Below are 26,876 nucleotides of genomic sequence, written 5' to 3'. Positions count from 1 at the left end.
CCTTACGTAGAGCTTCAAAAGTTTATGGCTTAAAAAAGTGAAAAAATATTAGGATTTGACCTTGGAATACGTATAAGAATAGTGCGGTTTTGTGTCCGAGGATTTTCCGTAGGAAAATCAGAGTGACCAAAAGGGCACTAACTTTAGATTTTGTACTAAAATACGCATTATTTTTATACTGTGTTAGCTGTAGTCTTTTTAACTTTCCCAGGTTATGTAGTCTAAAGTTCCGTCTTGATTAATGTTTACGACTAGCAGTTGGTTACAGGGCTCTCCATCGATGTCAATTGAATAGTCAAATGTTGCGAAATAAGAAGCTTGTGGATAAATACCAACTCTTATTAAGTTCAGTTGTTCCATTAAGAGACTATTTTTCGATTGTTTCCGATTTCCTAAGTCAATTATTCCTCCTAATTCGTTTTCATCAAGTTCGTCAAGGTAGAAATTCAGATAGTCCGCGGTCATACTCACATCTTGCTCAAAGTCCGATTCGATGTAATTCCGATTTTGGTTGTCAAATTCAGGTATTTTTTTCACGAACTCCATAATTTGATTCAATTCAGATTGATTTGTCGAGTCGGTTTCAAAGTTTAAATCCAAGTTCAATTTCCGCTCTCCATAATTCAATGTCCAATCGTAATAATCCTCCAACTTTTGAATGTCAATTTTTGAAAAATCCGGTTTCTCTAAATTTCGGACTTCCACTTTTCTATTTTCAGGTTCTGCTTTATTTTTTTTGAAAAAGTCAAATATTCCCATTTACGTTTTTTTTGGTCAGATTACAGCTAACGTGTTTGGCTATGGTTTCGTTGCGTGAAAATCCGCGAGGATTTTCCGCCGTAAACCGAAGATAGCAAATTTGCAAGGACTTTCCGCTAGGAAAGTCAGAAGCAATGAACTATAGCCGGTGTTGGCAAACGTTATTACTTTCGTTCAAAATGTAAAATCGGACCATCAACATATGACATGCTTAAAGTCATTATTCCGTCGGTTAAATTATATGTCCACTTATTGTTATCTATTTTAACAAGTAGTACTTTTGGGTCACTTGTGTCTCCGCCTAAATAGTCTTTTCCAAAAAAATAATGATATTCTCCATTAGGATATTCAATATTTTGACCTCCAATCACGGTAAGTATGTTATTATGCTGAAAATTATAGATAATATTTTCATCAGAATAGTCGGTTGTTTTTCCTCCTTCAAAAAAACAGCATACAGTATTGGTTAGTTTCCAATCTCCAACTATTTGGTCATTTATAGAATTATCATTCGAACAACTTGAAAATGATACCATTGTTATTATCAAAATCAGTATTTTTTTCATATCGCGATTTTTTATTTATAATATTTAGATGTATTTCTATTCAATTGGTTGCGTTCAAATGTTTGCCAACGTGTGTATAAACACACTGGTGTGTTTATTTTTATTATATATACACCCAAATATACATAAATGCTTACAAGTCTAAAGGATTTTTTATAGAACTAAAACTGTTTTTTGCAACGTGAGTATATATTTCAGTGGTTTTCGTAGAGTTATGTCCTAGTAAAAGTTGAATATACCTAATATCTGTTCCAGCTTCTAAAAGATGTGTAGCAAAACTATGACGTAGGGTATGAGCCGTTACAGGTATTTTAATACCAGCTTGTTTAGCCGTGTTAGATACCACCTTGCCTACACTGTTAGCACTGTATTGTTCTTTGTTTTGTCCTTCGAATAAATAATTTGTTGGTCTATATTGTTTGTAATATGCTCTTAAATCTTTTAGTACTTTTTCAGATAGAATAGTGTATCGGTCTTTATTTCCTTTAGCATCTCTCACCTTGATAAGCATTCGTTTACTTTCTATATCAGTTAGTTTCAAATTTAAGAGCTCAGATCGCCTAAGTCCAGCGGAATATAATAGGGATATAATGCATTTATGTTTTAAGTTATTGGCGTTAGATATAATGGATAAAATTTCAGGTTTTGAAAGTACGACGGGTAGTTTCTTTGATTTTCTAGGTCGTTCAATACTGTAAAACCTATTAGGTAATCCTAGTACAGTTTCATAGTAGAATTTAATACTGTTAATGGCTTGGTTTATGTAGCTATCAGATCGTTCTGTTTTTATTAAATATTCTAAATAATTTCTAATATCATTTTCATCTAGAGTGTTAATGTCTTGATCGACATAGTAATTTATAAAGCTTTCAAAGCAGGATACATATGTTTTTACGGTATTATTCGCATATTTCTTTAGTTCTAATTTTTGCAAATAGCTATCTGGACAAAATTTATAATTTTCGTTACGATTTCTTTTGTAAACCCAACTGGCATCAAAGGTTTCATCAAGGTTTTTAGCTCGTGATTTTTCAAAAAAGTACTTAGTATCAATCCATGCAACACCTTTAAATAGTTTAAAAATGGCATTAAGGTTAGTTTTTGTGTTTCGAACATAAAACATGGTAAACTCTTTACTCCATTTCACGTCGTCTAATTCCTTAATTAGAATTTGTAAGGTTGTATTGGCATAAAATTTAAGACCAATTTGAGGTATATTATCAATTAAAAGATGTTTTAAGGTGATATGAAGGTTAAGAGTCATGATTTTTTTGTTGAATTTACTTATAAACATTTAAAAAAGAGTATCTTATACGAATAGTATTCGTGTAACATTCGATTAAATAATAAAAATGAAAAGAAATGGATGTAAATCTTGCGGAAAGGAATTAACAGGACGATCAGATAAAGTGTTTTGTGATTTACATTGTAAGAGTTCGTATCACTATAGACGATCTCTGGAAGAAGCACCTAGATTTTATAATCAGGTGGACAATCAATTAAAACTCAATCGTAAAATTTTGAAAAGCTTTAATAAGGCAGGAAAAGCCACTGTAAGAGCTAATGTTTTAAAAGAACAAGGGTTCAATTCTAAATTTTTTACTCACTATTGGAAGAACCAAAAAGGAGATGTTTATTTATTTGTTTATGAATACGGTTTCTTGAAAAAGAAAGAGCAAAACCTTGAAAAATATATTCTAATCCAGTGGCAAGATTATATGAATTAATTGTCTTATTTTTATTAAAAATTAAATGTCTAATCCAGACATCAAACTGAATACGATTTGAATACGGAAACGAATACGCTTTTGTAAAACGAGCAACTGAAAGCCCCAGTAAACAGGGTTTTTGGAGGTTATGGCTTCAAGCTCATAACCCGAAGGTCACAGGTTCGAGTCCTGTTCCCGCTACAAAGCGAAACGCTAGTAAAACCAACGGATTGTGTTCTCACAATCCGTTTTTTTATGTCTTCAATTTTTTTACTTTTACAAAACGTACACAATTCCGTACACGTTTTGCCCATGAAAATCAATTATTCTGAACCTAAATTTTACACTGGTGGTGTTGATGTCAATCAATGGTCTAAGTTGTCAAAAAAAGAACAGAAAGAAGCTTTAGAAAAGGAGTGGTATGTATACTATACATTTAGAAATCCTAAAACAGGCAAGTTAACCCGTCAGACGAATATTAAGGGAGGTGTTAATAAGCATAAAGATAGACGTACACGATTACATTTATTAAATGTTATGAAAGAAAGCCTACTTGTTGTGTTGCGAGAAGGCTTTAATCCATACGAAGATAACAGATCATTAACCGAATATTTACTGGATAAGTTAGATAATAAACAGAAAGCTAAAACTAAAAAGAAAGAAGTAAGGCAAGCTTCGGTAGAAATTGTAGAGCAAGTAGTTGAAGATAACTCTATGACCATAAAAGAGGCCTTTGAACTAGCTTTAGATTTAAAGATGAGCATGATGTCTCCTAGTTCTTTTATGAAGTTTAAAAGCCGTATAAACAACTTTACTAAATGGATTAAATCAGAAGGTTTAAAGGATGCTGATAAAATTACTAGTATAACCAAAAAGCATGTGATACAATATCTAAATAACGTATTACAACGTACTAGCCCAAGAAACCGAAATAATTCGCGAACTGACTTAGCATCATTTTATCAAGTTTTAGAAGATAATGATGTAATACGTGAAAACTTTGTAAAAAAGATAAATGTATTAAAGGCATTGCCATCGCGTAATAAAACTTATAAACCAAAGGAACAGGAAGAAATTTTCAAGTATTTAAGAGAACATGATCCTACACTATTCTTATATGTTCAGTTCATATCCTACAACTATTTAAGGCCTATAGAGGTGTGTAGGCTTAAGATAGGAGATTTAGACCTTCAGGATAAAAAATTATATGTAAAAGCTAAGAATAAACCAGTTAAGATTAAAATAATACCAGATATATTAATAAAAGAACTTCCTGATTTATCTAAATTTAGTAAAGAAGATTATTTGTTTGCAGAAACTAATATTGGGGGACAGTGGGAAACGGAAGAAAATAACAAACGAGATTTTTATACGAAGCGTTTTAAAAAAGTAAAAGATCATTTCGGGTTGGGTGTTGACTATGGTTTATATAGTTTTAGGCACACTTTTATAACTAAATTATATAAGGAAATGGCGAAAAACGCTACTGCTTTTGAAGTAAAAAGCAAACTACAATTAATAACGGGTCATGCTACTATGAAGGCATTAGAGCAATATTTAAGAGATGTTGATGCCGAACTACCAGAAGACTATTCAGCATTATTAAAATAATGAAATACCAACAAGTTTACCAGTATACATACGATAGAACTACAGACGCTGCCAAAAGATTACTTATAAGATATTTTAAAAAATCAAAAGAAAGGCATAGGCCATTTAATAAGATAAATAATGATTTTTTAAGATGGCTAACACCTTACAGGGAAACTAAGTATGAAAAAGGTTTAAAGACATTCGAATATGAAGCTTTTTCTCAATTTAACAAGAGATACACCCTGTACCAAGGCGAACCATCAAAGATACATCAATGGGCGTTAGAAGAGGAAGTAAAGCAAGCTTATCTAGGAAGGAATTACAAAACGTATAATGCTTTTATTAAAGATTTAGCAATTAATGATGCTTTAAACGAGGTGTCCAGACACTATCATAATTATTACAGTTACTACCAACTTATTTACGAACAAGACAAATATCAATATTTTTATTTAAAAGAATTTGATAATAAGTCTTACGAAAGTTCTGATGAGTATAAGGAGATGATTGTTGTAAAATACCCGTATAAGGCAAAGGAATTTAAAGCGTCTATTGAGGATGATAACAATGAAAAAGAATCTTTAAATGAAGATGTTAATCAAAATGTAAGTATTACTGAAAGTGTGATAGCAGATTTTAAAGATGATGAACGTATGTTAGTGCTAAGTGTCCTTTATGATTTGGTGTCGAAACCAAACCATGGTGTGCAATTACCTGAATTTATTCGGGCTTGTAAAATTGTTGGGTTATATGAAGATTTGTCTGTGTTTAATGATAAAATTCAACAATCTACTATATATCAGATGGCGTATAGGGGTATTGACTACACATCAAATAAAAAATTACAGCTAGAAAAAATAAACTCTGTGTTGTCCAAACTTGAAAGTTTAAAATTAAAGGCTATTTCAGGTAGACTTAGAATGATGAAAACGGAAGTTTCAAATAAATTAAATAAGTAAAAGTCTACTGTTTTAATCAATTTTTCACTAAAAATAAGCTTGATAAGCTTATTTTTTTTGTTTTAAAGTGTTTGTTTTTAGGTTTTTAAGGTTTTCAATCTTCTTTCAACCTTGTTTCAATCCATAGTAAACTACTTGGCCAATTACGGTAATCTTGCATAGAATAATAAACCCAATTTTCTATGGATGAAAAAATTAACTTAAGAATTGACCAAGATGTTAAGCTTGGTTTAGAAGAACTAGCCAGAGAGGAAAATCAGACCTTATCTGTGTATTTAAGAACATTGCTTTCCGATCATGTCGAGCAATTTCAAGTGGATCATGATGGTATTCCTGAAGTTGTGTATTTAGGCATACCAGCCAAGAAACTAACTAAAGGCTACGAACAAACGTTTGAGTTTACGGCACTTTTAACGTGGCTGTTTTGTAGGTATACAAATCCTATTGAACCGGCTAGTAAAGAGGCATTGAAGGGAATTAAAAGTAAAGTGGAGTCTGTAATAAATTCTAGTGGGTTTTCACAAGAATTAAAAATGGAGTTCTTAAAGGTGCTTAACGATTTAAATCGGTTTTTGTTAGAGCCCGACTACCAGTATAAGCAGTTTGCGTTTTCTGTTATGGGAAATCATCAATCCTTCAATTATGATCGATTAATTAACGAGATCTGGTCTCTTGAAAAAAAACATGAGATATGATAGAAGCTAGACAGAAAGATGAAGCGTTTACAGAAGTTTTAAACGAAATAACCGCCAAAGAGGATAAGCTTCAAGACACAAGGTCGAAACAGGGATGCTTAATTGTTAAACCTGCCAATAAATGGATAGAAGAGGCTAAAAACCGTCCAATACCGAATATGCTTTTTAGTGAATTTTGGTATGAAAAAGAACTCTGTATTTTATTTGCCGATACAAACATAGGTAAATCTATTTTAGCTGTACAAATAGCCGATAGTATAAGCCGCGGTAGACCTGTTTCAGGGTTTAAGCTTCAAACGCAGCCTAAAAAGGTTATGTATTTAGACTTCGAATTGTCCGACAAGCAGTTTGAAAATCGTTGCTCCGAAAATTATACTAACCACTATAATTTTACCTCAAACCTATTAAGGGCAGAACTAAATCCTGAATTTGATTTGCCTAAAGATTGTAAAAACATTGAAGATTATTTAATGAAAACACTTGAAAATACAATAGTTAATCAGGGTGTAGAAGTTATAATAGTTGACAATCTTACTTATCTAAAAACCGATAACGAAAGGGCTAAAGATGCGTTAGAGCTCATGAAATTTTTAAAGTATCTGACTAAAACTAAAGATGTTTCCATTTTGGTTTTAGCGCATACACCTAAAAGAAATGCCTCGAACCCAATAACTAAAAACGATCTGGCAGGAAGCAAGATGTTAATGAATTTCTGCGATAGTTCATTTGCTATTGGCGGTAGTACGGTAGATCCTTCTTTAAGGTATTTAATTCAGATTAAACAGCGTAATACAGAGCATTTATATCATGCGAATAATGTTGTGGTATGTCGTTTGTTTAAGGCTGCTAATTTTTTGTGCTTTGAGTTTGAAGATTATGGCTTTGAAGAAGATCACTTAAAGCAGGGAGCGTACGATACTATTTCTGAACGTGATGAAGTTATGAAGGATTTGATGAGCCAAGGGCTTTCTAATGTTAAAATAGCAGAAGAATTAGGCTTGTCTGAGGGTGCAATAAGAAAAAGAAGAAAAGCTTTAGGACTGTAATTATGAACGCTAACGATGTATATAATGTAGCTAAGGCTCTTCCTAAAGAAGAGCTGGATAAGCTATGTGATATGCTCGCAATAAACTATCAACCCAAAAAGGCTATAAAACCTAAAAAGAAACCATTACCCGACTTTACGGTAGATGATGGTATCAGGTATTTGTTAGCCAACCATTTTAATAAAGTAAAAACCGCTTAAAAAACAACCTCGTACCATTCGTACTCATAGTAGAGTACGAGAAGTACGAATTTAGAATTATGATGTATAAATATTCTTTAGATAAATCGAGTAAAAAGTTTATTTGCCCAAGTTGTGGTAAAAAAACATTTGTAAAATATGTTGAAGTAGAGACCAATAGCTACCTTGAAGCATCGATTGGACGTTGTGATAGAGAAAGTAAATGTAGTTACCATCTGGCACCTAACGGAAATAAAACATTAGTAACATTAAGTAATCCTGTTATTCAGCCTGAACCCTCGTATCATGATGATGGTGTAATTGGGACTTATGGTCGAGATTATGATAAAAACCGAAACCATTTTGTTACTTATTTGTTGAAGTATTTCAGAGGTGCAGATGTAATCAAGGCTATTGAAAAGTATTATATTGGTACCAGTACATATTGGGATGGCGCTACGATTTTTTGGCAAGTTAATGAGCAAATGAAAATTTGCGCAGGCAAAGTCATGTTGTACGATGAAATTACAGGTAAGCGAGTAAAACAACCTAAAGTTCGTATAACTTGGATGCATAGCGTTTTGAAGATAGATACTTTCGTATTGCAGCAGTGTCTTTTTGGAATGCATAACATAATTGACTATGAGCTAGGTAAAACTGTTTGTATAGTCGAGTCCGAGAAAACAGCCGTTATTTTAAGTATAATATACCCTACGTTCTTATGGTTAGCTACAGGTTCTAAATCTAACCTAAAAGAAGCTCTTTTAAAGCCCTTAAAAGGCTATAATATTATGTTGTTTCCAGATAAGACCGAGTTTAAGGATTGGCATTTAAAATCACAAGGTTTAAGACGGTTAGGCTACAATATCGAATGTAGTGATTTACTCGAACATAAAAATTTAGATGAAGGTGATGATTTAGTAGATTTTATGAAATTAGAAAAGCTTGTAGCGTAAGACAAAAAAAGAATTTCGTGGTACAGATATTCCATCAAAAAAAAACCTTTTTTAAGGTTTTTAGTGACATTTGTAACGTTAAATATGTCGTAATACCACGTAATACAGGTTTTGTAGTACGTAGTTGGTGTTTTGTAATACATAGCTAGTGGTAAAAAAATATGCTTAATTACTTTAAAATTATTGAGAAAAATATAGGGATCTGACAGAAAAGATTTATATTTTTATAAACTCCCTACATTAAACTTGAAGTATTAACACTGCATGAACCAAAACGAAGACTCAAGAGTTAAGTTACCAGCTATATTACATCTAACACAATTAGGCTATAAATACCTTTCTTTAAAAGGGGCAAAATGGGATGTTGAAACTAATGTTTTTACCGATGTCTTTTTTGAAGCTGTTAGTAACATTAACCCTAGCCTAAATAGCCACGATTTAAATCGGCTATATCAGGATGTTCAATTAGCACTAGAAAATGATGATTTAGGAAAGGTATTTTACGAAATGCTTACCCAACGTTCTGGAACTCGTCTTATCGACTTTGAGAATTTTGAAAATAACCAATTTCATGTTGTTACCGAGCTAACTTATAAAAACGGCGAGGATGAGTTCAGACCAGATATTATAGCATTAATAAACGGGATGCCTTTAGTGTTTATTGAAGTTAAAAAGCCAAACAATAGAGATGGTGTTTTAGCAGAACGTAAGCGCATACAGGAAAGATTTAGAAATAAGAAGTTTAGAAAGTTTGTAAACATTACCCAGTTTATGATCTTTTCTAACAACATGGAATACGATCCTGAGGAAATTGAACCGTGGCAGGGGGCTTATTATGCGTCATCATCATATAAAAAGCCAATCTTTAATTATTTTAGGGAAGAAATAGGTTTTAACTTGAATAAAGAGTTAACGCCTTTAGATGAAGCGACGCAGGAGTTTTTATTACAGGATACCAATTACCCCACGTTAAAAAGCAGCCCAGAATTTAATACGAACAAAAACCCTAACTCACCAACTAATAGGGTGCTTACTTCATTGTTAAGTAGAGATCGTTTAAAGTTTATACTGCAATACGCGTTTGCCTATGTAAGGGAGACAACAGGCTTGCAAAAACATATTATGCGTTATCCACAGTTTTTTGCAACTAAGGCGATTGAAGAAGCTTTAGATAAGGATATTAAAAAAGGCATTATTTGGCATACACAAGGTAGTGGTAAAACGGCACTGGCCTATTATAATACACATCATTTAACAGACTATTTCCAGAAACAGCATAAAGTACCTAAGTTTTATTTTATTGTAGACCGTTTAGACCTTTTAACCCAAGCAAGAGATGAGTTTACAGCGCGGGGTTTAAAAGTGCATACTGTAAATTCAAGAGACGAGTTTGTAAAAGATTTACGCAAGAAAAATGCTGTAAATAACGATAAGGGTATACGGGAAATAACCGTAGTTAACATCCAAAAGTTTAAGGATGATACTCATGTTAGCGCAGCTACCGATTACGATATTAATGTGCAGCGCGTGTATTTCCTTGACGAAGTACATCGAAGTTACAACCCAGAAGGAAGCTTTTTAGCAAATTTAGAGCAAAGTGATAAAAAAGCTATTAAAATAGGGCTAACTGGTACGCCTTTAATTGGTGAGACATTAAAATCTAAATATCTTTTCGGTGATTATATTCATAAGTATTACTACAATAAGTCGATAGCCGATGGTTATACTTTAAAGTTAATACGTGAAGAAATTGAAACCGAATATAAGGTTATATTAAAGAATGCCTTAGATAGCATCGATATTAAAAAGGGGGATATTCAGAAAACAGATGTATATGCACATCCGTCTTTTGTTGAGCCTATGCTAGAATATATTATTAAAGATTTCGAGCAATTTAGAATAAGAAATTCAGATCCGAGTACGGGGGCTATGGTTATTTGTGATAGTGCTGAACAAGCGGAAATGTTGTTTGAAGTTTTCAATAAAAAATACGCTGATGATAGTGGTTTATTAAATGCCGCGGAACCAAACCCTACTTATGGTAAAATAGTGACGGAAGAAAGTCGGGTTAAGAAAGCAGCCTTAATTCTTTATAATTCTGGTAGTAAAGACGAATTAAAACAATGGCGTGACGATTTTAAAGCAGGTAAAATAGATATTTTATTTGTTTATAATATGTTGTTAACTGGTTTCGACGCTAAGCGTCTTAAAAAGCTTTATTTAGGTCGTGTTATTAAAAGCCACAACCTGTTGCAGGCATTAACCCGTGTTAATCGAACATATGAAGATTATAAATATGGTTACGTGGTAGATTTTGCTGATATTTCTAAGGAATTTGATAAAACCAACCGCGCGTATTTCGACGAGCTTCAGGAGGTTTTAGGTGATGAAATGGAAAGTTATTCTAACTTATTCATGTCGCGTGAAGAAATGCAGGAAAACATTCAAGAAATTAAAGAAACGTTAGCGGATTTCGATTTAAAAAACACTGAAAATTTCTCTTCGCAGATTTCACAAATAAATAATCGAGGGGAGATGCTTAAAATAAGAAAAGCATTAGAAGAGGCACGATCACTTTATAATGTTATTCGCTTAGTTGGTGAGTATGATTTACTGGAAACCTTGGATTTTAGAACCTTAGGCGCGCTGCGTATCATGGCTTCCGATAGGTTAGCATTATTAAATGCTAAAGAAGCGTTACAAAACAATGAAGAAGTTAGTAATTTGCTTAATATTGCACTCGAAGATATCCTGTTTGAATTTAAGAAAACAGGTGAGGCAGAGATGATTTTGGGCGATGCCCTTAAAGATATTTTAAAGAAAACCAGAGAGGCTTTAGGCGGTAATTTCGATACTAAAGACCCAGAATGGGTAAGCTTGTATGACGAGTTGAGACGTTTGTTTGATAATAAAAACTTAAGCGAGGTTTCACAGGAAGAGATGCTAGCTAATATGAAGTCTTTAAAACAAATTCATCAAGCTATTACCGAACTAAATAGACGCAACAACTTATTAAAGGATAAATACGAAGGCGATAAAAAATATGCCCGTGTACAAAAGCGTTTAATAGAAGCAGGTAAACCTTCAGCGTTAAAGACGGCTATTATCGAAGCGCTTCAGCATATTAAAGAGCAAACCGATATCAGCGTATTACAACGCAACGATATATTAAACAATGAGAACTATTTTACAAAGCAGGTGGCACGTTTAGTAGATAAAGAGTTTGGTAGCACATTACAACAAGCTTTAGATTACGATACCACCATGTTTATAAGTAATATTATAGTAAAAGAATATTTAGACGAATATTACGATAGAGCCGTATAGATTATGACTGTAGAAAAGACCCGAAAACACATAGCTCAGACCAAAGAACTTATAGACGATTTAAAAGCTGTTTGTGCTAATTATGGTTTAGGTAATGATGGGAATGAATTTAAAATTATTACCCAGATTTTTTTGTATAAATACTTGAACGACAAGTTTACATACGAACTTAGAAAGGTAAAACCAGAAATATTTAAGAGTGAAGACTGGGTTGAAGCTTTAAAAGCTTTGCCAGAAGATGAGTATAAAAAATTAGAGTTTCAGATAGAAAGCGATATAGCCTTCCTAAAGCCAGAACATTTTATCCCCTACTTATTCAATAGACAGGATCAGCCTGATTTCGCTAAGCGCCTTGATGAAACCTTGTTAGATATAGCAGCTACAAATAACGATTTGTTTGCTGTAACCACGCCAGATGGTGTTAAAATTAGGTTGTTCGAACCTATTACCGAATATGTTAGTAGTAAGCGTGATGCCTTTGCAAAAGCTTTAATTAATAAGCTTGTAAATGATATTAACTTTGAAGATGTTATGACAGAAGGCTTTGATTTTTTCTCTACCATCTTCGAATATTTAATTAAAGATTACAATAACGATGCAGGAGGTAAGTATGCTGAGTATTACACGCCTCATGCAGTATCTAAAATTATGGCGGCTATATTGGTGCCAGAACCTGTTGAAAATGTTACAATTTTCGATCCTAGTGCGGGTTCGGGAACCTTGCTAATGACTTTGGCACATGCTATCGGTGCTAATAAGTGTACGGTGTATTCACAAGACATATCACAGAAGTCTTCTAACTTATTACGTTTAAACCTTGTGTTAAACAATTTAGTACATAGTATACAAAATGTGATACAAGGTAATACAATGACAAATCCGTATCACAGGGGTAAAACTTTCAATTATATTGTTAGTAATCCGCCTTTTAAACTGGATTTCAGTGACGATATAGATGAACTTAATAAAAAAGTTAACCAAGAGCGTTTTTTTGCAGGTATACCTAATGTGCCCAAAAAGGCTAAAAGCAAAATGGCTATTTATAGCATGTTTTTACAACATATTATGTATAGTTTGGATAAGAACAAAGGTAAGGCTGCAATTGTTATTCCTACGGGTTTTATAACAGCACAGTCGGGTATCGATAAAAAGATACGGGAAGAAATGATTGCTAGAAATATGTTAGCGGGTGTAGTTAGTATGCCTAGTAATATTTTTGCTACTACAGGAACGAATGTGTCTATCGTGTTTTTAGATACGCAGAATGACGGTAATGTAGTGTTGATTGATGCTAGTAATTTAGGAAGAACAGTTAAAGATGGGAAAAACCAAAAAACTGTTTTAGATCCTAAGGAAGAGCAACAAATTATTGAAACATTTATTAATAACGACGCTATCGATGATTTTTCGGTAGTAGTGTCCTATGATGATATTAAAGCTAAAAATTACAGTTTAAGTGCTGGGCAGTATTTCGAGGTAAAGATTGAATATGTAGATATTACAGGTGAAGAATTTGATTCGAAATTAAAAGATTTTGAAAGTAACTTGAATTTGTTATTTGCTGAAAGTGATAAGTTGGAGAAGGAAATTAATGATAATTTGAATGCTTTACGTTATGATTAATGTAATTTTAAATGATATAATTGATATTATCAGTGGAGGAACACCTAAAACTAGTGTTGATGAATATTGGAAAGATGGAACTGTAGGTTGGCTTTCAGTTAATGATTTTAACAATGATAATAGGTTTGTTTATAATTCTGAAAAAAAAATTACAAAGTTAGGTGTTGAAAAAAGTAATACAAAATATTTAGATAAAGGAGATATTATAATTTCGGCACGAGGAACTGTTGGAGCATTAGCTCAAATAGGTAATCCCATGTGTTTTAACCAGTCTTGCTTTGGTATAAGGGGTAAGAAAAATATTGTTGACACAGATTTTTTATACTATTCGTTAAAGAACTACGTCAGAAACATTATTAAAAGAAGTCAAGGTTCTGTTTTTAATACAATAAACCTAGCTTCTTTTAAATTGATGGAATTGAAAATACCGAAATCAATTAGTTACCAAAAACAAATAGCCAAAATTTTATCAGATTTAGATGCTAAAATCGAAGTAAATAACAAAATAAACCAAGAGTTAGAGGCTTTGGCCAAAACACTGTATGATTATTGGTTTGTACAGTTCGATTTTCCTGATGCCAATGGTAAACCGTATAAGTCTTCGGGCGGAAAAATGGTTTATAATGAGGTTTTAAAACGTGAAATACCTGAGGGGTGGGGCGTAACGACGCTTTCAAATTGGATTGAACACGATAAAAGCGGTGATTGGGGTAAAGAAGAAGAACAGGGTAACTATACAGAAAAGGTTTCCTGTATACGTGGGGCCGATTTAAATGGTTTAAATGGAAAAGGAGAAGTTAAAGCACCAGAAAGATTTATCTTAAAGAAAAACGCTCACAAAATTCTAGAAATAGGTGATTTTATTGTTGAAATATCAGGAGGAAGCCCAACTCAATCTACGGGCAGGATGGCCTTTATTACGGCAGAAACTTTACATCGGTTTGAAAACCCGTTAATTTGCTCAAATTTTTGTAAGGCGGTTACTTTAAAAGAAGTCCATGCGCTTTATAATTTTGCTTATTTATGGAACAAAATTTATGATGCAGGTGTCTTATTTGGCTGGGAAGGTAAAACCAGTGGTATTAAAAATTTACTTTTTGAGAGTTTTGTTACGAATTATGAAGTAGAAAAACCTTCTGAAGAAGTAATGAAATTATTCTACGAAAAAGCTAAGCCAATACATGCGCAAATTCAAAAAAACTTGCAACAGAACCAAAAGTTGGCTGAGTTACGTGATTGGTTATTACCTATGCTAATGAACGGGCAGGTAACGGTAAGTGAAGCTAAAGAGGAGTTAGGTATGGTTGCAGAAGCTGGTGCAGCTTATGAGAGAGATAAAGAGGCTATAGATAGCTTGTTTGATAAAATTAATTACGATTATGAAGTAGGGGTAGTAGTTTTACTTACACGACAAATTTTAGATAGAACGTACGGAAAAAAGTATGTTCACAAAATGTTGAGTAATATACAGTTTTTGGAAGAGTTGCCTGTATTTAAAGATTTGGCTTTCAAAGAAAACGGTTGGGGTATGCATAGTAAAGTATTGGATAAGACCATAGCTAACCAGAAGTATGTTTATTTTGAAGACTTAGGAAATGAGCGAAGTGTTCTAAATTTTAATTTCAAACATATAAAAGAGGTGTCCATCTGGATGCAAAAGGACGATTATAGTAAAGATTTTGTTCTTAAGGTAGAAAACATGTTAAAGATATACCAAAAGTCGCTTATAAATAAGGATATGGATCGTATCGAGCTTTTCAATACAGTGTTGGAATGCATGGCAGTTCTAGAGACAGATGACTTTGAAGCTGTAAGGCGTAAAATGGGTAGCTGGAAAATGCATGAAGAAGGTTATGCAACAAAAGAGGATAAGTTTACCCCATATGAAACCCAGTTAATGATTGATTTTATAAAGGATTTATAGTAAAGTATAAAAATTGTAGATGGTCGAAATTTTAAAAGATTTAATAGAAAAACCTGAAAACGTTAAAAAGTATATTATTTGTTTTTTTAAAGTTGTGTTTTCAATAATAATATCAGGTAAAATATATTATAATCTTTTTGGGGATTTTGAAATTATATTAATAGATCAAGAAAACTTTTGGGTAGACTTGTATCGTTTTATTGTAGATGGTAGAATTTTAATTGTATTGGCAATTTTCTTTTTCACCTATTATGTTATACTTGGAGCTATTTTTGTTATTTCATTTTTATTGTTGCAATTTATCTTAAGGTTGTTAAGAATAAAGGAAGAGACTATAGAAGATGGTTTTTTTCTTAGAAATTTATTCAAAATTTATGGTGTTTTAAAGTATGATAAGGAGACATCAACATTACCCGTTCCTGGAAGAAATTTTCAATATGCAATGAATTTTGTTAATAATGGGAGTAAGGAGGTTTTGCGTGATGTAGCCCATGAAATTAAAAGCACTAGTGTTTTTGAGCTTTTTAATCTTTTCGTGATTTTTACATTAGTATATGGTGTTTTTTTAGGAGAGTTTCATCATTTTGTCTTTAACTTGTTAATCTTCTGTTCCTTCTTTATTCTACTATATTTTTTGGTGACAATTGAGTGTGTTTTCAAGCTTTTGGAAGCTAAGTTTGATTATATCTCCAGTTCTTTGAAGCTTATTGAACAGGCTTTTGTGGTTGAAAGGTTTATTCAAGATAACTTAGGTCGTGAATTAATTTTTAACTCTATGTCTGTAAAAGCACCTTATATGCGTAAGATAATTATTAAAGAAAAAGAATATATTATATGTCATTTTATAGAAGAAGCTAGTTTAGATTATATACTGAAGTTTCTGGAAAGTGAAGATAAAACACCAATACTGGTAATTGCAAGAAAAAAAGTGAAGTTTAAAGGTCTTAAAAAAGAAATTATAACTACTCTGAAGTTTAGTAATAAAAGAAAATTCGAAAACAAATTAAAGAAATATTTTAACTTTAATTAGTATGGAATCATCTGGCATGACTAAAAAGGAAAAAGCGCTGTGGGTTAATACATTAACGGTGGCTACAGATAGGCTTATTCGTGTATTACAAAAAGGAGAGTTTGTAACACACACTGAGTTTGTTGCTATGTTAGAAGAAGCTTGTAAGGATGAAGTTATGCTATTATTCGTAAATAAACTAGCTTATAGCTTTGAAGATGGTTACGGGCCTTATGTAAAGATTAAATGCTCTTTAGGGAAGTATAAATTTAAAGTCCGTTTTTTTATGGCCGAGCCAGCAGGTAAGTTTGAAGACCGTACACCTGTGCCATATGGCTATAGCTTAGAAACAAATTTTTAGAGTTAGAATGTAGAAATACGTTCTTATCAGAACCAAAGTGTAATTCCTGTTGGACTGTATCCCTCAAGGCAATGGCTTTGGTTTATTTACTCACAGTGTGTCGATGAAAATTTTAAAAAAACAACCGAAATAATAAAAATAGATGTTTAAAATATTAAGATTTTCACTAAAAAAATCAAAAATCCTTACAAGGATTAGGAAGGCGGTTGAGGCAGGAAAATTTGACGCACAAAGCATTTTAGAAAGCGCAATGAAAAGTGCTGTTAGTGGAAAAACAATGAGTGATAAAGACCTTTATACGGAGGAATTATTAACGCTTTTGTCTAAAGATAAAGCAACGATTAATTTGCTAGCGGACTATAAACTAAAGTTCGATGATTTGAGAGTTATGATTTCTACACTTGAACAACACGGAGCTGGACAAATTGTAAGAGGACATTATGTAGCAGTTTCTTCAATTGCCTTTGTAGATACATTAAATGTTCTATGCAATTATTGGGAAAATGACGGGTTTAAAATTGAGGATAAATCTAAATCAGAATCGAATGAAGCTATGGCTTACCAAATGCTTCGATCGTTCTGATATCGAAAATTAACAGTAAAGTGATATGTATTTTTCAAAAAAGTCTTCGATTTTATCAGTAGTAAGATCGAGATTTTTTTTGCTTTTTATAAGGTAGCAACTAGAGGTAGATATTTCTATATGTTCAAAGTTGTCTGGAGAAAAGTAACGCTTGACATAAATGCTGTACGTGTTAAATCTCTTTGTTTCAGCAACTGTTCCGTCGAGGTTTATAATTTTTGTTGTTTTAGAAGGGTCTAATTCTAAATTTGTAGGCGCGCCCATAAAACCAAATGAGGCCTTATTGTTAGAATTATATATTTCAATGTTAATCTTTAGGATTGTATTTAAAATCGTTAAAAAATTTTTAGTTCCAGTGGTTTTATGGCGTTCTAAAAATTTCTTAGAATTAACCAATGAGTATCGGTTGTCTGAATGCCTATGGTTTTTTTGAAAAAACTTAACGATATAGATATCGTATTCGTGGTTTTCGACTTCTACAATATAAGAAACATTTAAAGAGCATTTGAAAGTGTAAATGTCTTCCGTAATGCCCTTTAATTTCTTTTTTCCTTTATGAGTATATTCGAAATAATTATCTATCAAGATATTACGATTGCTTACAGAGGAAGATATGTGTAAGCTCTACTTCTATTAGCCTCAACATCAGCAGATGTTAAAACTCTTGCTTTGTGACCAACTACAACATTACAATCAACATCGATCTTTCTAAGCTTAGAAGACGAAATTTTAGTCTTGTTTTTAATTAAATGTCCCATGGTTAATAAAGTCTTGTTATTTGTGTGTAAAAATATGTGTTATTTGTAAAAAAAATCATTATATAGGCGACAAATTTCATTATTTATATTTTATTTAAATAATATTTATGATAGATATTTTTTATGCTTATTCCAAAATAAACTATAAATGCCCTTTATTATATGTACGGTCTAATGGTCGTTTATGTTACTTTAAACTATCACTTTAACATAAAATTTAACTAAAAATAGGTTAGGTTAAAGAACTGGGGCAAATTATAGGCCTAGTTTTTCTTTTAATTGAAAATCGTATAGTTCAAATTCTTCTCCCATGGCTATTTTTCCTAATTCGATACCTTTATGCTTACTGTAGTACCAAAACGAGTTGAAACGGCCAGCTTTTAAATATAGTTTAATAAGGTGCTTGTCGTATTCAAAATGATGTCTTACGTCTTCTACATAGAAATAATCAGAACCTACTTTAGCTTTTAAAAAAGGTAAGGTGATATTTTCACCAACCCGAGGTACGTTAATTAAAGATGTACAATAAAACGTAGCGTAATTTTTAAAGTGGTCAACGATAAAGCAATATTCTGTTTTATCAAAATGAAATCTGTAGCCATATTCGTAATCAAATAAGCTAGCATATAGGTCTTTTAACTGTTTTCTTATATGATGCGACTTTAAGCCTGTTTCGGCTTCTATTTGCTTAATAGTAGGGTAAGGTAGATCTTCATCATTGAAGAAATCTTTTTCATTTAAATAGTCTAATAACTTACAGTATTTTTCATCTTTTCTAAATTCTTGAAAAATTTGCGGTAAAATAGATATAATATCAACCAATGTTTGTTTTACAGAAATGGAATGTTTCATGATATTTATGTGTTGGTTTTTAGTAGATTAAGTTAAAAAGAAATGCTTATATTTGTGTAGAAAATAATTATAAATCAGGGTACACAATTACGTACACAGTTTTATCTAAAATATTGCGAAATAGCGTAAAAAAGGGTTAAAATATCAAACTCATAACCCGAAGGTCACAGGTTCGAGTCCTGTTCCCGCTACTAAGATTAAATTCTTTCAAAATCAACGGTTTAGTTCACTCTAAACCGTTTTTTTATGCATTTAATTAATGAATTACTTACATTTGGTTCTAAAACTGAACACGATTTAGAACACGATTTGGAACACAAAACCCCATTTTCAATCCCAAAAATTTACGATGCCGATGGTGATTTAACGAAACGATGGTATGTATATTTTTCCTATTTAGATCCTAAAACAGGAAAGATGAAACGTCAGAAAAACATCTATGGTCAAGTTAATCGTCATAAAACAAAGGAAGCACGTTATGCATTATTGGCACTTTATAAAAAGCGTTTGTTAAAATTATTAAATGAAGGCTATAATCCGTTTGTTGATAATACGGAACATTACAAAGACCAACAGCAAAAGGATCAAAAAGTCAAACAAGTTAAAGAATCTGTAAAGCCAACCGAAAATAAAGCGGTTTTAAAGGAAGAAGAACCTAAGGAAGTACAAGAATCTTCAATGAGTTTAAAAGATGCCTTAGACTATGCTCTAAAGCTTAAAAAGAATTTGGTGGGTGATCGTACTTTGGTTGATTATACTAACCGTTGCAAACTTTTTGAGACTTGGATGAATGAGCATCATGCAGATGTTAAAGGAATTGATCAGGTATCTAAAATAATGGTCGTAGCATTTCTAAATGACGTGCAGCTCAATACTTCTCCACGGAATAGAAACAATTACAGAACCTGTTTAAGTACTATATTCCAAACTTTAGAAGGAAATGAAATCATCGATAAGAACTTCGTTAAAAATATTCCGAAATTACAGTCCAATCCAGAGCGACATAAAACCTTTACTCAGAAACAGGAAAATGACATTTTTGAGCATTTAGAAGATAAGGACCCAGTACTATTACTTTTTATCAAGTTTATAGCCTATGTTTTTTTAAGACCTAAAGAGGTCTGTAGACTTAAGGTTGGTGATATTGATTTCGATGAAAATATTCTGAAGATAAAAGTTAAAACCAAGACATTAAAAACTAAAATTGTACCTGAAATATTGCTTAAGGAACTAGAAGAGGTTCTGGAGGGATTAGACAAGGATAGTTATATATTTACACCTAAAGCGCTTGGAGGCGAATGGGAAGCTTCCTTAGAGGCTAGACGTGATTATTTCAGTAAGCGATTTAAAACCGTCGTTAAAGATCATTTTGGTTTTAATCAGGATTATGGTTTATATAGCTTTAGACATACCTATATCACGAAAGTATACAGAGCACTGGTAAAAGAATCGTCACCATTTGCAGCTAAGAGTAAACTGATGCAAATAACTGGACACACCACCATGGGTGCTCTTGAAAAGTATTTGCGAGATATTGATGCCGAACTACCAGAGGATTATTCACAATTGTTAAATACTAAAGCATGACCCAAGGCAATGATTTAGAAGTGTTGGTACAAGGTATATACCTACCAAGCCTGTTTTATATTCCAAATAATATATTTCCGGATTTAACCGAAGAACAGGAAAAGGAATTTAACGACTATCGAGTAATAAATGCTGTAGGAGTTTTAAAAGCTAATGGAGACACGACATATTCTGATAAATGCTCACCAACGGTTGAGCTCTTAAGTAAACCAACCCAGCTTGAAAATAATGTATATCAGTTACAGAAGCTAAGAGACGAACTTTCAAAAGAGACATTTGATTATTTGCTTGGGGAATATCAAAAACATATACTTACCTGCAAGTATGTTTATGATTGGTTATTAAACAATACCAATGAAGCGATTAACGAAGTTACAAAGGAAGAATTAAGCTTGTTTAAACTACAACTGGATTGGATTAGTAGCCATATTGATAAAGTTCAGGCTGTTTTCCGTTTAGATAGAAAACAAACAGAAGAAACTCCAGAAGAATTAACAGAACTACCTGCATCTGTTTTCAATAACCAAGTCTATAACAATATTTTAAAGATAGAGAACTTATCGAAAGATAAACCTACTAAAGTTAAAAAGTCAAAAAAGGCAAATTTACCTAGTGAACAAGATATTGATGCTTATCTGTTAGAAACCGTATTTAATGTCAATTTCAAGGAATAAAATCCCACATAACAACCCAGAGATATCATGAGCAAAAAATACCCAGTAAAAAATACTGATCCATCAGTAAATTTACGTCTGTCGCAAGAATTAAAAGATACCATACAAGCGGAAGCAGCTAAAAGGAATACAACTGTTTCAAAGTACTTAAGAGAATTACTTGAGAATATTTATAGTGGTGATTATTGCAGATATGAAACGCTAAAAGATAAGGTTGAAAACTTTTTGTTTTCCAAAGACTTCATACAGCTTGTTGTCTGGATTTATAGCAAACGCTATAAAAGAGAAAAAACAGAATCCAATGAAGATCTTGATAGGTATATCGCCACCTTAAAACAAGTTCATACTCATGTTCCGGATTATCTTGTTAGAGAGTTTGACAAAGTACTACAAGATGTTATGAAAGTAAGGTATGAAGAAAGTGAATATTCATATCAAAGTTTTCGGTTTTTAGAAACTAGTTTAGAAAAGGGCAGGTTTGATTTAAAGCTGTTAGAACAGTTTCTTTTAGATGACGAAGCATTAAGAGAATTTGTGTTAGCAGAGACTAATAAATTGGGGTAAATTACATTTAAAACCAATCAAAATTACAACTAAAAAACTTGTGATAAATTTGTGATAAAAAATTATCACAAAAATAAAAGTAGTGTGGTGTTGATGACAATTGTAGTCGAAAAACACCATTTTACTTGGTTTTAAGGATGTTTTAAGTCGTTGCACCCATTTTTGTAATGATGTTTATTTTGTGATACATATATAATTCAATTGAGGGTGAGGTTCTGATATATTATGTTAATAAATTTATTTTTCTACAAAATTAACAAGGTTTTCGTGTATATGTTTTTTAAGGGTACTATCGACGACTACTTTGTTAAGAAAGATGTTTTCAATTGGAAGTTCTGTTTGTCCTGAAATTTTAGAAAAGTATTTGGTTTTTGTTGCGTGCACATTGGTAATGTATATATCTTTGATAGGAGTAAGTTTGCGTTCAATTGTTGGAACTAAATTGCCCCATTGGTAAAGAACATCCGTTTCAATACCTATTATGCCATTTGCAATTTTACCAGCTTGAATATTTTTAACATGTATGTTTTTAACATAACCACCGCGTCGTTCATTGGTTTTTATAAAGACCAAATGATACATTTTAGCACCATCAATTACATTACAGTTATCAACAAAAACATTTTCTATACTGCCAGATGATTCACTTCCAATGGCAACCAGTTGGTGTCCGTTTTTCATGGTGCAATTACGCATTACAATATTTTTTGAAGGTGTATTTAAACGCCATGCATCCTGATTTCTACCAGATTTTATAGCAATGGCATCGTCACCTTGGTCGAACACGCAGTTTTCAATAAGGACATTTTCGCTCATTTCTGGGTCAACACCATCATTGTTATGTCCGTGAGTGTACACACTCATATTTCTTATAACCACATCTTTTGATAGGTAAGGATGTATGGTCCAGAAAGGACTATTTTCAATAGAAATACATTCTAATAAAATATTCTCACTACGGTTAAACTGAATAAACTGTGGACGAAAATGTGCCGTATCATTTACCATTTGACGTTCTTCAATAGGTGTGTTGTAAGATGCCAAATTGTATAGTTTTTTTAGACTATTCATATGTGGCTCCGGACGGGAAAACCATGTTTTCCAAACATCCATTTTGGCTTTTAATTTGCCTTCCCCAGTAATAGCAATATTTTTACATTGATAAGCATAGATAAGCGGAGAATAGTTATAGCATTCCATGCCTTCCTATGTAGAATGCACGGCAGGAAGGTAATCTTCAGGTGTTTCAGAAAATAATAAAATAGCACCTTTGTTTAAATGTAGGTTGACATTACTTTTTAAATGAATGCTTTTTGTAATCCATTCGCCTTCTGGAATGACTACAATGCCACTACCTATTGAGTTTGCTTCATCTATAGCATCTTCTATGGCTTGGGAAATTAATTCTTTATTATTCTTAATTGCTCCAAAATCGGTTATAACAAATTGTTTGCAATTACTGAAATCAGGAATAATTATATCAGGTATTTTAAAGGGGGCTTCTATTTCAATTTTAGAAGTTGCAACAGAGTGCTGTACCTTTTTACATGAAGTAAAAAGCAGAATTAGAGTTATTAAACACGCTAGGGCTATTTTATTCATTAGTAATTATCATTAATTTAATTTTTGATATGAGAAATTTTTACATAAAGTTTATAAAATTTCACTAATTACCTTCTGGTTTTTTAATTTCAAATCGAGTACTCATTGGCACTTCCCAATCCTTAATGTTATCTGGATTTTTAGGGTCGTATATAGGAATATTTGGTCTTAGAAATTTTACTAAATCTAAGTTTAAATCTTTGATTCCCTGAACAACACACTTTGCAATTTCATTGGCTCCAAAACTATTGAAGTGGGTATTGTCCTCTAATTTTTTAGTTTGACCAGGAAATGTGTTAGCCGGATATTGTACAAATGCATTTCTTGAAGGCTCCACACCCCAGGCTTCATACATATCTGTTGTCATTTTTGTGATATCTATTAAAGGTACATTCATTTCTTTTGCGACTTTTCGCATCGCAGCGGGAAAATCGCCATGAGTTTCTTTTAAAGAACCATCTGAATTGAAAGCTCTTCGTTGTGTGGGAGTACATAGAATAGGAATGCCTCCTTTTTCACGGGCTTTGGTAATATACTCTTTTAAAGAGTTGGTGTAAGATTGCCAGGGACCAATGCCTTCCCCTTTTTGCTTTTCGTCATTATGAGCAAATTCTATATATAGATAATCACCAGGTTTCATGAGCGATAAGATTTTATCTAAACGCTTTACTCCCTTAAATCCGCTTAAAGTAGATCCAGATTCAGCATAATTGGCAATAACAACCTCTTCTGTAACATAATTAGTGAAAAATTGTCCCCATGAAGCCCAAGGCTCTAAATCTTGATCGGTCACCGTTGAGTCTCCAGCTAGGAAAATAGTTGTAATGTTTGTAACTGGTGTAATATTGATGCTTTGTACAGCTGGGTTTCCTAAAAATTCCAAGGTTAATTTATCATCCCAGTTAAGTTGATTTTTATCCCTGTCTTTTATTCGAATAGAGTTGTTGTTGTCTATTTTAATAGACCGAACATTAACGGTGATGGAGAGGTGTACAGTATCCTTTTTTTCGACTTATAGTTCCTTAAATATTAATCGTCTTGATTCTGCTTTTATCGTTTTTTCAGAACACTTTTTATCTCCTAAAACCAGATCTATTTTGTAAAATCCTTCAGGTAATTTTACCGAAAAATAAACCGGTTTTTTAGAAGTTAAACCTAGCTTGGTAAACTTAACATTATTGGCAGTATTGAAGTCGAAACCATATCCCGTTGTATCTTTATAAGCTGTAGCTTCTGAGATATAAACAGTATTTGAGACCGTGTTTTTGGTTCCGAAATGAAATGTCTTGTTGGTTTTGTTTTGCGCTGTGATTAAAAGAGAAAAAAGCAATACAGTGAAAATCAATATATAATTCTTTCTTATCATGATAAATGGTTAGTAAAGTTGGAAAAAAAATCACCTAAATTTAGGTGATTTTTTATAGTTGTTTGTTTTAATTGTAACCTGGATTTTGCCAAGCTGCTTTTTGAGAATCGGATAAGTTTGAGCCATCGTCATTTAGTAGTCCATCAATAAAAGATTGGGGAATTGGTCTAAGCTCATGCTTATTTACAGTTATACTGGTTGCGGCTTCAGGGTTAAAAGCTTTTGCTCTTGAAATTAAAGTGCCGGTTCTGGATAAGGTTTCCCAACGCTGCCATTCACCAAGTAGCTCTCTTGTGCGTTCGTTTAATATAAAATGCAATGCTCTTTCATAATCGGTACCAGCTCCAATTTTCGTTAATATATCTTCGTCTTCATCTGGTAAATCAGCAGGGAAGGACGTTAATTGAAGATCTGATGCATCAGTTGTAACCGCTACATTTGGATTCGACAAATAATAAGTGTTCATATTCAAATTTGAATTAATATAATTCGTTGCAGCACAACCTGTATTCAGATCATTATTTTCAAAGGCTACTGGACCATCCACATAATATGATCGGTTTTCCCCTTGTTTCCATTGACCACGAGTACCAACGGTATTTATGTCTGTCATAGCATTTGAATATTGACCTAAACGTACGTAGCATTCTGCTCTTAGTAAATAAGTTTCAGCTAAACGAGCCATAGTAACATCTCTGTGGGCATCACCTTTTTCAGCAAATCTTGACCCGTCATCTGTTTTATTGATTCCAGCAAAGAAATTACAAATTGGTTGGACTTGCAACAAAAAACTGGACAAATAGTTGAATGACTACGCCGCTAGTTTAAGGTTATACATGTCTAATTCAAATTCTCTTATAGTTCTATTTCCTAAAAAGGAATGTCTTCTTCTATTATTATACCAATTTTCTATCCATCCAAAGATGGATAACTCCGCTTCAGATCTCAACTTATAATTGTGCCTATAAACCCATTCTATCTTTAATGATTTAAAGAACGATTCTGCAACGGCATTATCTCAGCAATTACCCTTTCTGCTCATAGATTGATTTACTAAGCCATTGTAACTTTTAATTAAAGAGGTAAACTTATGGCTGGCATATTGTACACCTCGATCGGAATGAAATATTAAAGGTTGGGTTAAAGTTGTTTTCTTTACAGCCATATGCCAAGCCCTAATAATAGTGTCTTCTGTACTTAGATTATCGCTTAGAGCCCATCCAACAACTTTGCGGTTAAACAAATCAATAATTACAGTAAGATATAACCAACCTTGTTTGGTTTTGATATAGGTAATATCGCTTATCCAAACTTGATTCTGCCTGCTTACTTCAAAGTTTTGGTTTAACAAATTAGGTGCTATTGGGTAATTATGCTTACTATCTGTGGTTGCTTTAAACTTACGTTTTCGTTTTGCAAACAAATAATTAGCACTCATAATACGCGCCACTCTGGGTTTTTATATTTTATAACCTAATGTCTCCAACTCTGTTTTTATTCTGGGTGAACCATAGCTTTCAAAACTATCTTTAAATATAGATTTAATAAGCGTAGTTATCTTTTGATTTTCTAACCATAATTTACTTGGTCCTGATTGTAACCAATGGTAATAACCGCTTTTGCTTACCTTTAATATTTGACACATCGTCTCGACAGGAAATCTCATAAGGTGTTGTTTTATAAACCTGTATTTTTCTTGTCGCTCGAGGAGAAGATGCTGATGGCCTTTTTTAAGATGTCTCGTTCTAACTCGGCTTCTTTTAATGCCTTTTTTAATCGAGCTATCTCTTTTTCTTCATCGGTCATTTTAGGATTACCACGGCCAGGGAAACTGTTGTTACCGTAATCTTTTAACTCTCTAGGTCAACGGTAAAGTACTGATGGAAATATATCCAGGTCATCACATACTTGTTTTACATTGCCTTTGGCATAACTTAACTCGACTGCTTTTTGTTTAAATTCTAAGGCGTAATGTTTAGATTTTCTTCTCATAATTGCTAAGATAAAAACTAACTAACATTTCTCTTATCTTTATGTCCAGTCTAATATAGGAAGTCCAGTAGATAATTTAATGCGAGTCAATAAATTGGAAGACACTGTTTAATAATTATTAATAAAAATAATTCGGTATTTGGGCTGTTTGTTTGTCGAATTATAAATTTTATATCTATATTTCCGCGATTG

General features: G+C 32.5%; 26 protein-coding genes and 1 pseudogene. 16 read left to right on the top strand and 11 right to left on the bottom strand.

Translation table 11 applies throughout. The features are described 5' to 3' along the window. Positions 1-198: 198 nt before the first annotated feature. The 3 genes from ICJ83_RS16640 to xerA form a co-directional block, all read right to left on the bottom strand. Entirely contained in the window at positions 199-759 is a 561-nt protein-coding gene (locus ICJ83_RS16640) for a DUF2004 domain-containing protein (RefSeq protein WP_188231540.1), read from the bottom strand. A gap of 164 nt (positions 760-923) precedes the next feature. Next, positions 924-1,325 carry a lipocalin-like domain-containing protein gene (locus tag ICJ83_RS16635; protein ID WP_188231539.1) on the bottom strand — a complete coding sequence of 134 codons (402 nt, stop codon included), beginning with the start codon at positions 1,323-1,325 and terminating at the stop codon, positions 924-926. Positions 1,326-1,458: 133 nt separating this feature from the next. After that, a complete protein-coding gene (gene xerA, locus ICJ83_RS16630; RefSeq protein ID WP_188231538.1) occupies positions 1,459-2,589 on the bottom strand; it encodes a site-specific tyrosine recombinase/integron integrase in 1,131 nt (376 codons plus the stop codon). Between the two features lie 88 nt (positions 2,590-2,677). On the opposite strand from xerA, the gene ICJ83_RS16625 reads away from it, so the two are divergent. The 13 genes from ICJ83_RS16625 (at position 2,678) to ICJ83_RS16565 (ending at position 17,289) form a co-directional block, all read left to right on the top strand. Then, entirely contained in the window at positions 2,678-3,052 is a 375-nt protein-coding gene (locus ICJ83_RS16625; protein ID WP_188231537.1) for a hypothetical protein, read from the top strand. Positions 3,053-3,346: 294 nt separating this feature from the next. Next, positions 3,347-4,645 carry a tyrosine-type recombinase/integrase gene (locus ICJ83_RS16620; RefSeq protein ID WP_223154832.1) on the top strand — a complete coding sequence of 433 codons (1,299 nt, stop codon included), beginning with the start codon at positions 3,347-3,349 and terminating at the stop codon, positions 4,643-4,645. Then, complete coding sequence (locus ICJ83_RS16615; protein WP_188231535.1) at positions 4,645-5,586, top strand: hypothetical protein; 942 nt, start codon at positions 4,645-4,647, stop codon at positions 5,584-5,586. The genes ICJ83_RS16620 and ICJ83_RS16615 overlap by 1 nt, the downstream gene beginning before the upstream one ends. Positions 5,587-5,768: 182 nt before the next feature. Further along, positions 5,769-6,281 (top strand): hypothetical protein, encoded by a 513-nt coding sequence (locus ICJ83_RS16610; RefSeq protein ID WP_188231534.1) that lies wholly within the window; start codon positions 5,769-5,771, stop codon positions 6,279-6,281. Beyond that, positions 6,278-7,327, top strand: coding sequence for an AAA family ATPase (locus tag ICJ83_RS16605; protein WP_188231533.1), 1,050 nt, complete (start codon positions 6,278-6,280; stop codon positions 7,325-7,327). The genes ICJ83_RS16610 and ICJ83_RS16605 overlap by 4 nt, the downstream gene beginning before the upstream one ends. A 2-nt stretch (positions 7,328-7,329) precedes the next feature. Next, entirely contained in the window at positions 7,330-7,527 is a 198-nt protein-coding gene (locus ICJ83_RS16600) for a hypothetical protein (protein ID WP_188231532.1), read from the top strand. 59 nt (positions 7,528-7,586) lie between these two features. Continuing rightward, positions 7,587-8,462, top strand: a complete 876-nt coding sequence (locus ICJ83_RS16595; protein WP_188231531.1) for a DUF6371 domain-containing protein — start codon at positions 7,587-7,589, stop codon at positions 8,460-8,462. 264 nt (positions 8,463-8,726) lie between these two features. After that, complete coding sequence (locus ICJ83_RS16590) at positions 8,727-11,789, top strand: type I restriction endonuclease subunit R (protein WP_188231530.1); 3,063 nt, start codon at positions 8,727-8,729, stop codon at positions 11,787-11,789. Positions 11,790-11,792: 3 nt separating this feature from the next. Then, entirely contained in the window at positions 11,793-13,412 is a 1,620-nt protein-coding gene (locus ICJ83_RS16585; RefSeq protein ID WP_188231529.1) for an HsdM family class I SAM-dependent methyltransferase, read from the top strand. Next, positions 13,405-15,336, top strand: coding sequence for a restriction endonuclease subunit S (locus ICJ83_RS16580; protein WP_188231528.1), 1,932 nt, complete (start codon positions 13,405-13,407; stop codon positions 15,334-15,336). Before ICJ83_RS16585 ends, ICJ83_RS16580 begins: the two co-directional genes overlap by 8 nt. Positions 15,337-15,430: 94 nt before the next feature. After that, positions 15,431-16,366 (top strand): hypothetical protein, encoded by a 936-nt coding sequence (locus ICJ83_RS16575; RefSeq protein WP_188231527.1) that lies wholly within the window; start codon positions 15,431-15,433, stop codon positions 16,364-16,366. Position 16,367: 1 nt separating this feature from the next. Continuing rightward, on the top strand, positions 16,368-16,706 hold the full coding sequence (locus ICJ83_RS16570; RefSeq protein WP_188231526.1) for a hypothetical protein: 339 nt from the start codon (positions 16,368-16,370) through the stop codon (positions 16,704-16,706). Positions 16,707-16,956: 250 nt separating this feature from the next. Continuing rightward, positions 16,957-17,289, top strand: a complete 333-nt coding sequence (locus tag ICJ83_RS16565) for a hypothetical protein (RefSeq protein WP_223154831.1) — start codon at positions 16,957-16,959, stop codon at positions 17,287-17,289. A 9-nt stretch (positions 17,290-17,298) separates the two neighbouring features. Here ICJ83_RS16565 and ICJ83_RS16560 read toward each other — a convergent pair whose 3' ends face one another. Both ICJ83_RS16560 and ICJ83_RS16555 read right to left on the bottom strand, forming a co-directional pair. Further along, positions 17,299-17,874 (bottom strand): hypothetical protein, encoded by a 576-nt coding sequence (locus tag ICJ83_RS16560; RefSeq protein ID WP_188231524.1) that lies wholly within the window; start codon positions 17,872-17,874, stop codon positions 17,299-17,301. Positions 17,875-18,302: 428 nt separating this feature from the next. Then, positions 18,303-18,899: a hypothetical protein gene (locus ICJ83_RS16555; protein WP_188231523.1), complete on the bottom strand. Its 597-nt coding sequence runs from the start codon at positions 18,897-18,899 to the stop codon at positions 18,303-18,305. Positions 18,900-19,145: 246 nt separating this feature from the next. Here ICJ83_RS16555 and ICJ83_RS16550 point away from each other — a divergent pair, with 246 nt between their 5' ends. The 3 genes from ICJ83_RS16550 to ICJ83_RS16540 are packed head-to-tail and all read left to right on the top strand — an operon-like array spanning position 19,146 to position 21,724. Beyond that, positions 19,146-20,486, top strand: a complete 1,341-nt coding sequence (locus tag ICJ83_RS16550; protein ID WP_188231522.1) for a tyrosine-type recombinase/integrase — start codon at positions 19,146-19,148, stop codon at positions 20,484-20,486. Next, positions 20,483-21,160: a hypothetical protein gene (locus ICJ83_RS16545; protein ID WP_188231521.1), complete on the top strand. Its 678-nt coding sequence runs from the start codon at positions 20,483-20,485 to the stop codon at positions 21,158-21,160. Before ICJ83_RS16550 ends, ICJ83_RS16545 begins: the two co-directional genes overlap by 4 nt. A 27-nt stretch (positions 21,161-21,187) precedes the next feature. Next, a complete protein-coding gene (locus tag ICJ83_RS16540) occupies positions 21,188-21,724 on the top strand; it encodes a hypothetical protein (protein ID WP_188231541.1) in 537 nt (178 codons plus the stop codon). Positions 21,725-21,961: 237 nt separating this feature from the next. On the opposite strand, the gene ICJ83_RS16535 is transcribed toward ICJ83_RS16540, so the two are convergent. The 6 genes and pseudogenes from ICJ83_RS16535 to ICJ83_RS16515 form a co-directional block, all read right to left on the bottom strand. Beyond that, positions 21,962-22,924 (bottom strand): glycoside hydrolase family 28 protein, encoded by a 963-nt coding sequence (locus ICJ83_RS16535; RefSeq protein ID WP_223154830.1) that lies wholly within the window; start codon positions 22,922-22,924, stop codon positions 21,962-21,964. Positions 22,925-22,930: 6 nt separating this feature from the next. After that, positions 22,931-23,326 (bottom strand): hypothetical protein, encoded by a 396-nt coding sequence (locus ICJ83_RS17025; protein WP_223154829.1) that lies wholly within the window; start codon positions 23,324-23,326, stop codon positions 22,931-22,933. 64 nt (positions 23,327-23,390) lie between these two features. Beyond that, positions 23,391-24,209, bottom strand: coding sequence for a rhamnogalacturonan acetylesterase (locus ICJ83_RS16530; RefSeq protein WP_188231520.1), 819 nt, complete (start codon positions 24,207-24,209; stop codon positions 23,391-23,393). A 129-nt stretch (positions 24,210-24,338) separates the two neighbouring features. Further along, positions 24,339-24,692 carry a hypothetical protein gene (locus ICJ83_RS16525; protein WP_188231519.1) on the bottom strand — a complete coding sequence of 118 codons (354 nt, stop codon included), beginning with the start codon at positions 24,690-24,692 and terminating at the stop codon, positions 24,339-24,341. Between the two features lie 67 nt (positions 24,693-24,759). After that, entirely contained in the window at positions 24,760-25,479 is a 720-nt protein-coding gene (locus ICJ83_RS16520; RefSeq protein WP_223154828.1) for a RagB/SusD family nutrient uptake outer membrane protein, read from the bottom strand. Between the two features lie 24 nt (positions 25,480-25,503). Beyond that, positions 25,504-26,684: pseudogene (locus tag ICJ83_RS16515) on the bottom strand (IS3 family transposase). Positions 26,685-26,876 lie beyond the last annotated feature (192 nt).

Source organism: Aestuariibaculum sediminum, from assembly GCF_014596945.1.
In the GTDB taxonomy this organism is placed as follows: Bacteria; Bacteroidota; Bacteroidia; order Flavobacteriales; family Flavobacteriaceae; genus Aestuariibaculum; species Aestuariibaculum sediminum.
The sequence above is the reverse complement of the archived record's forward strand: the minus strand, read 5'-3'. Positions and strand labels throughout refer to the sequence as shown.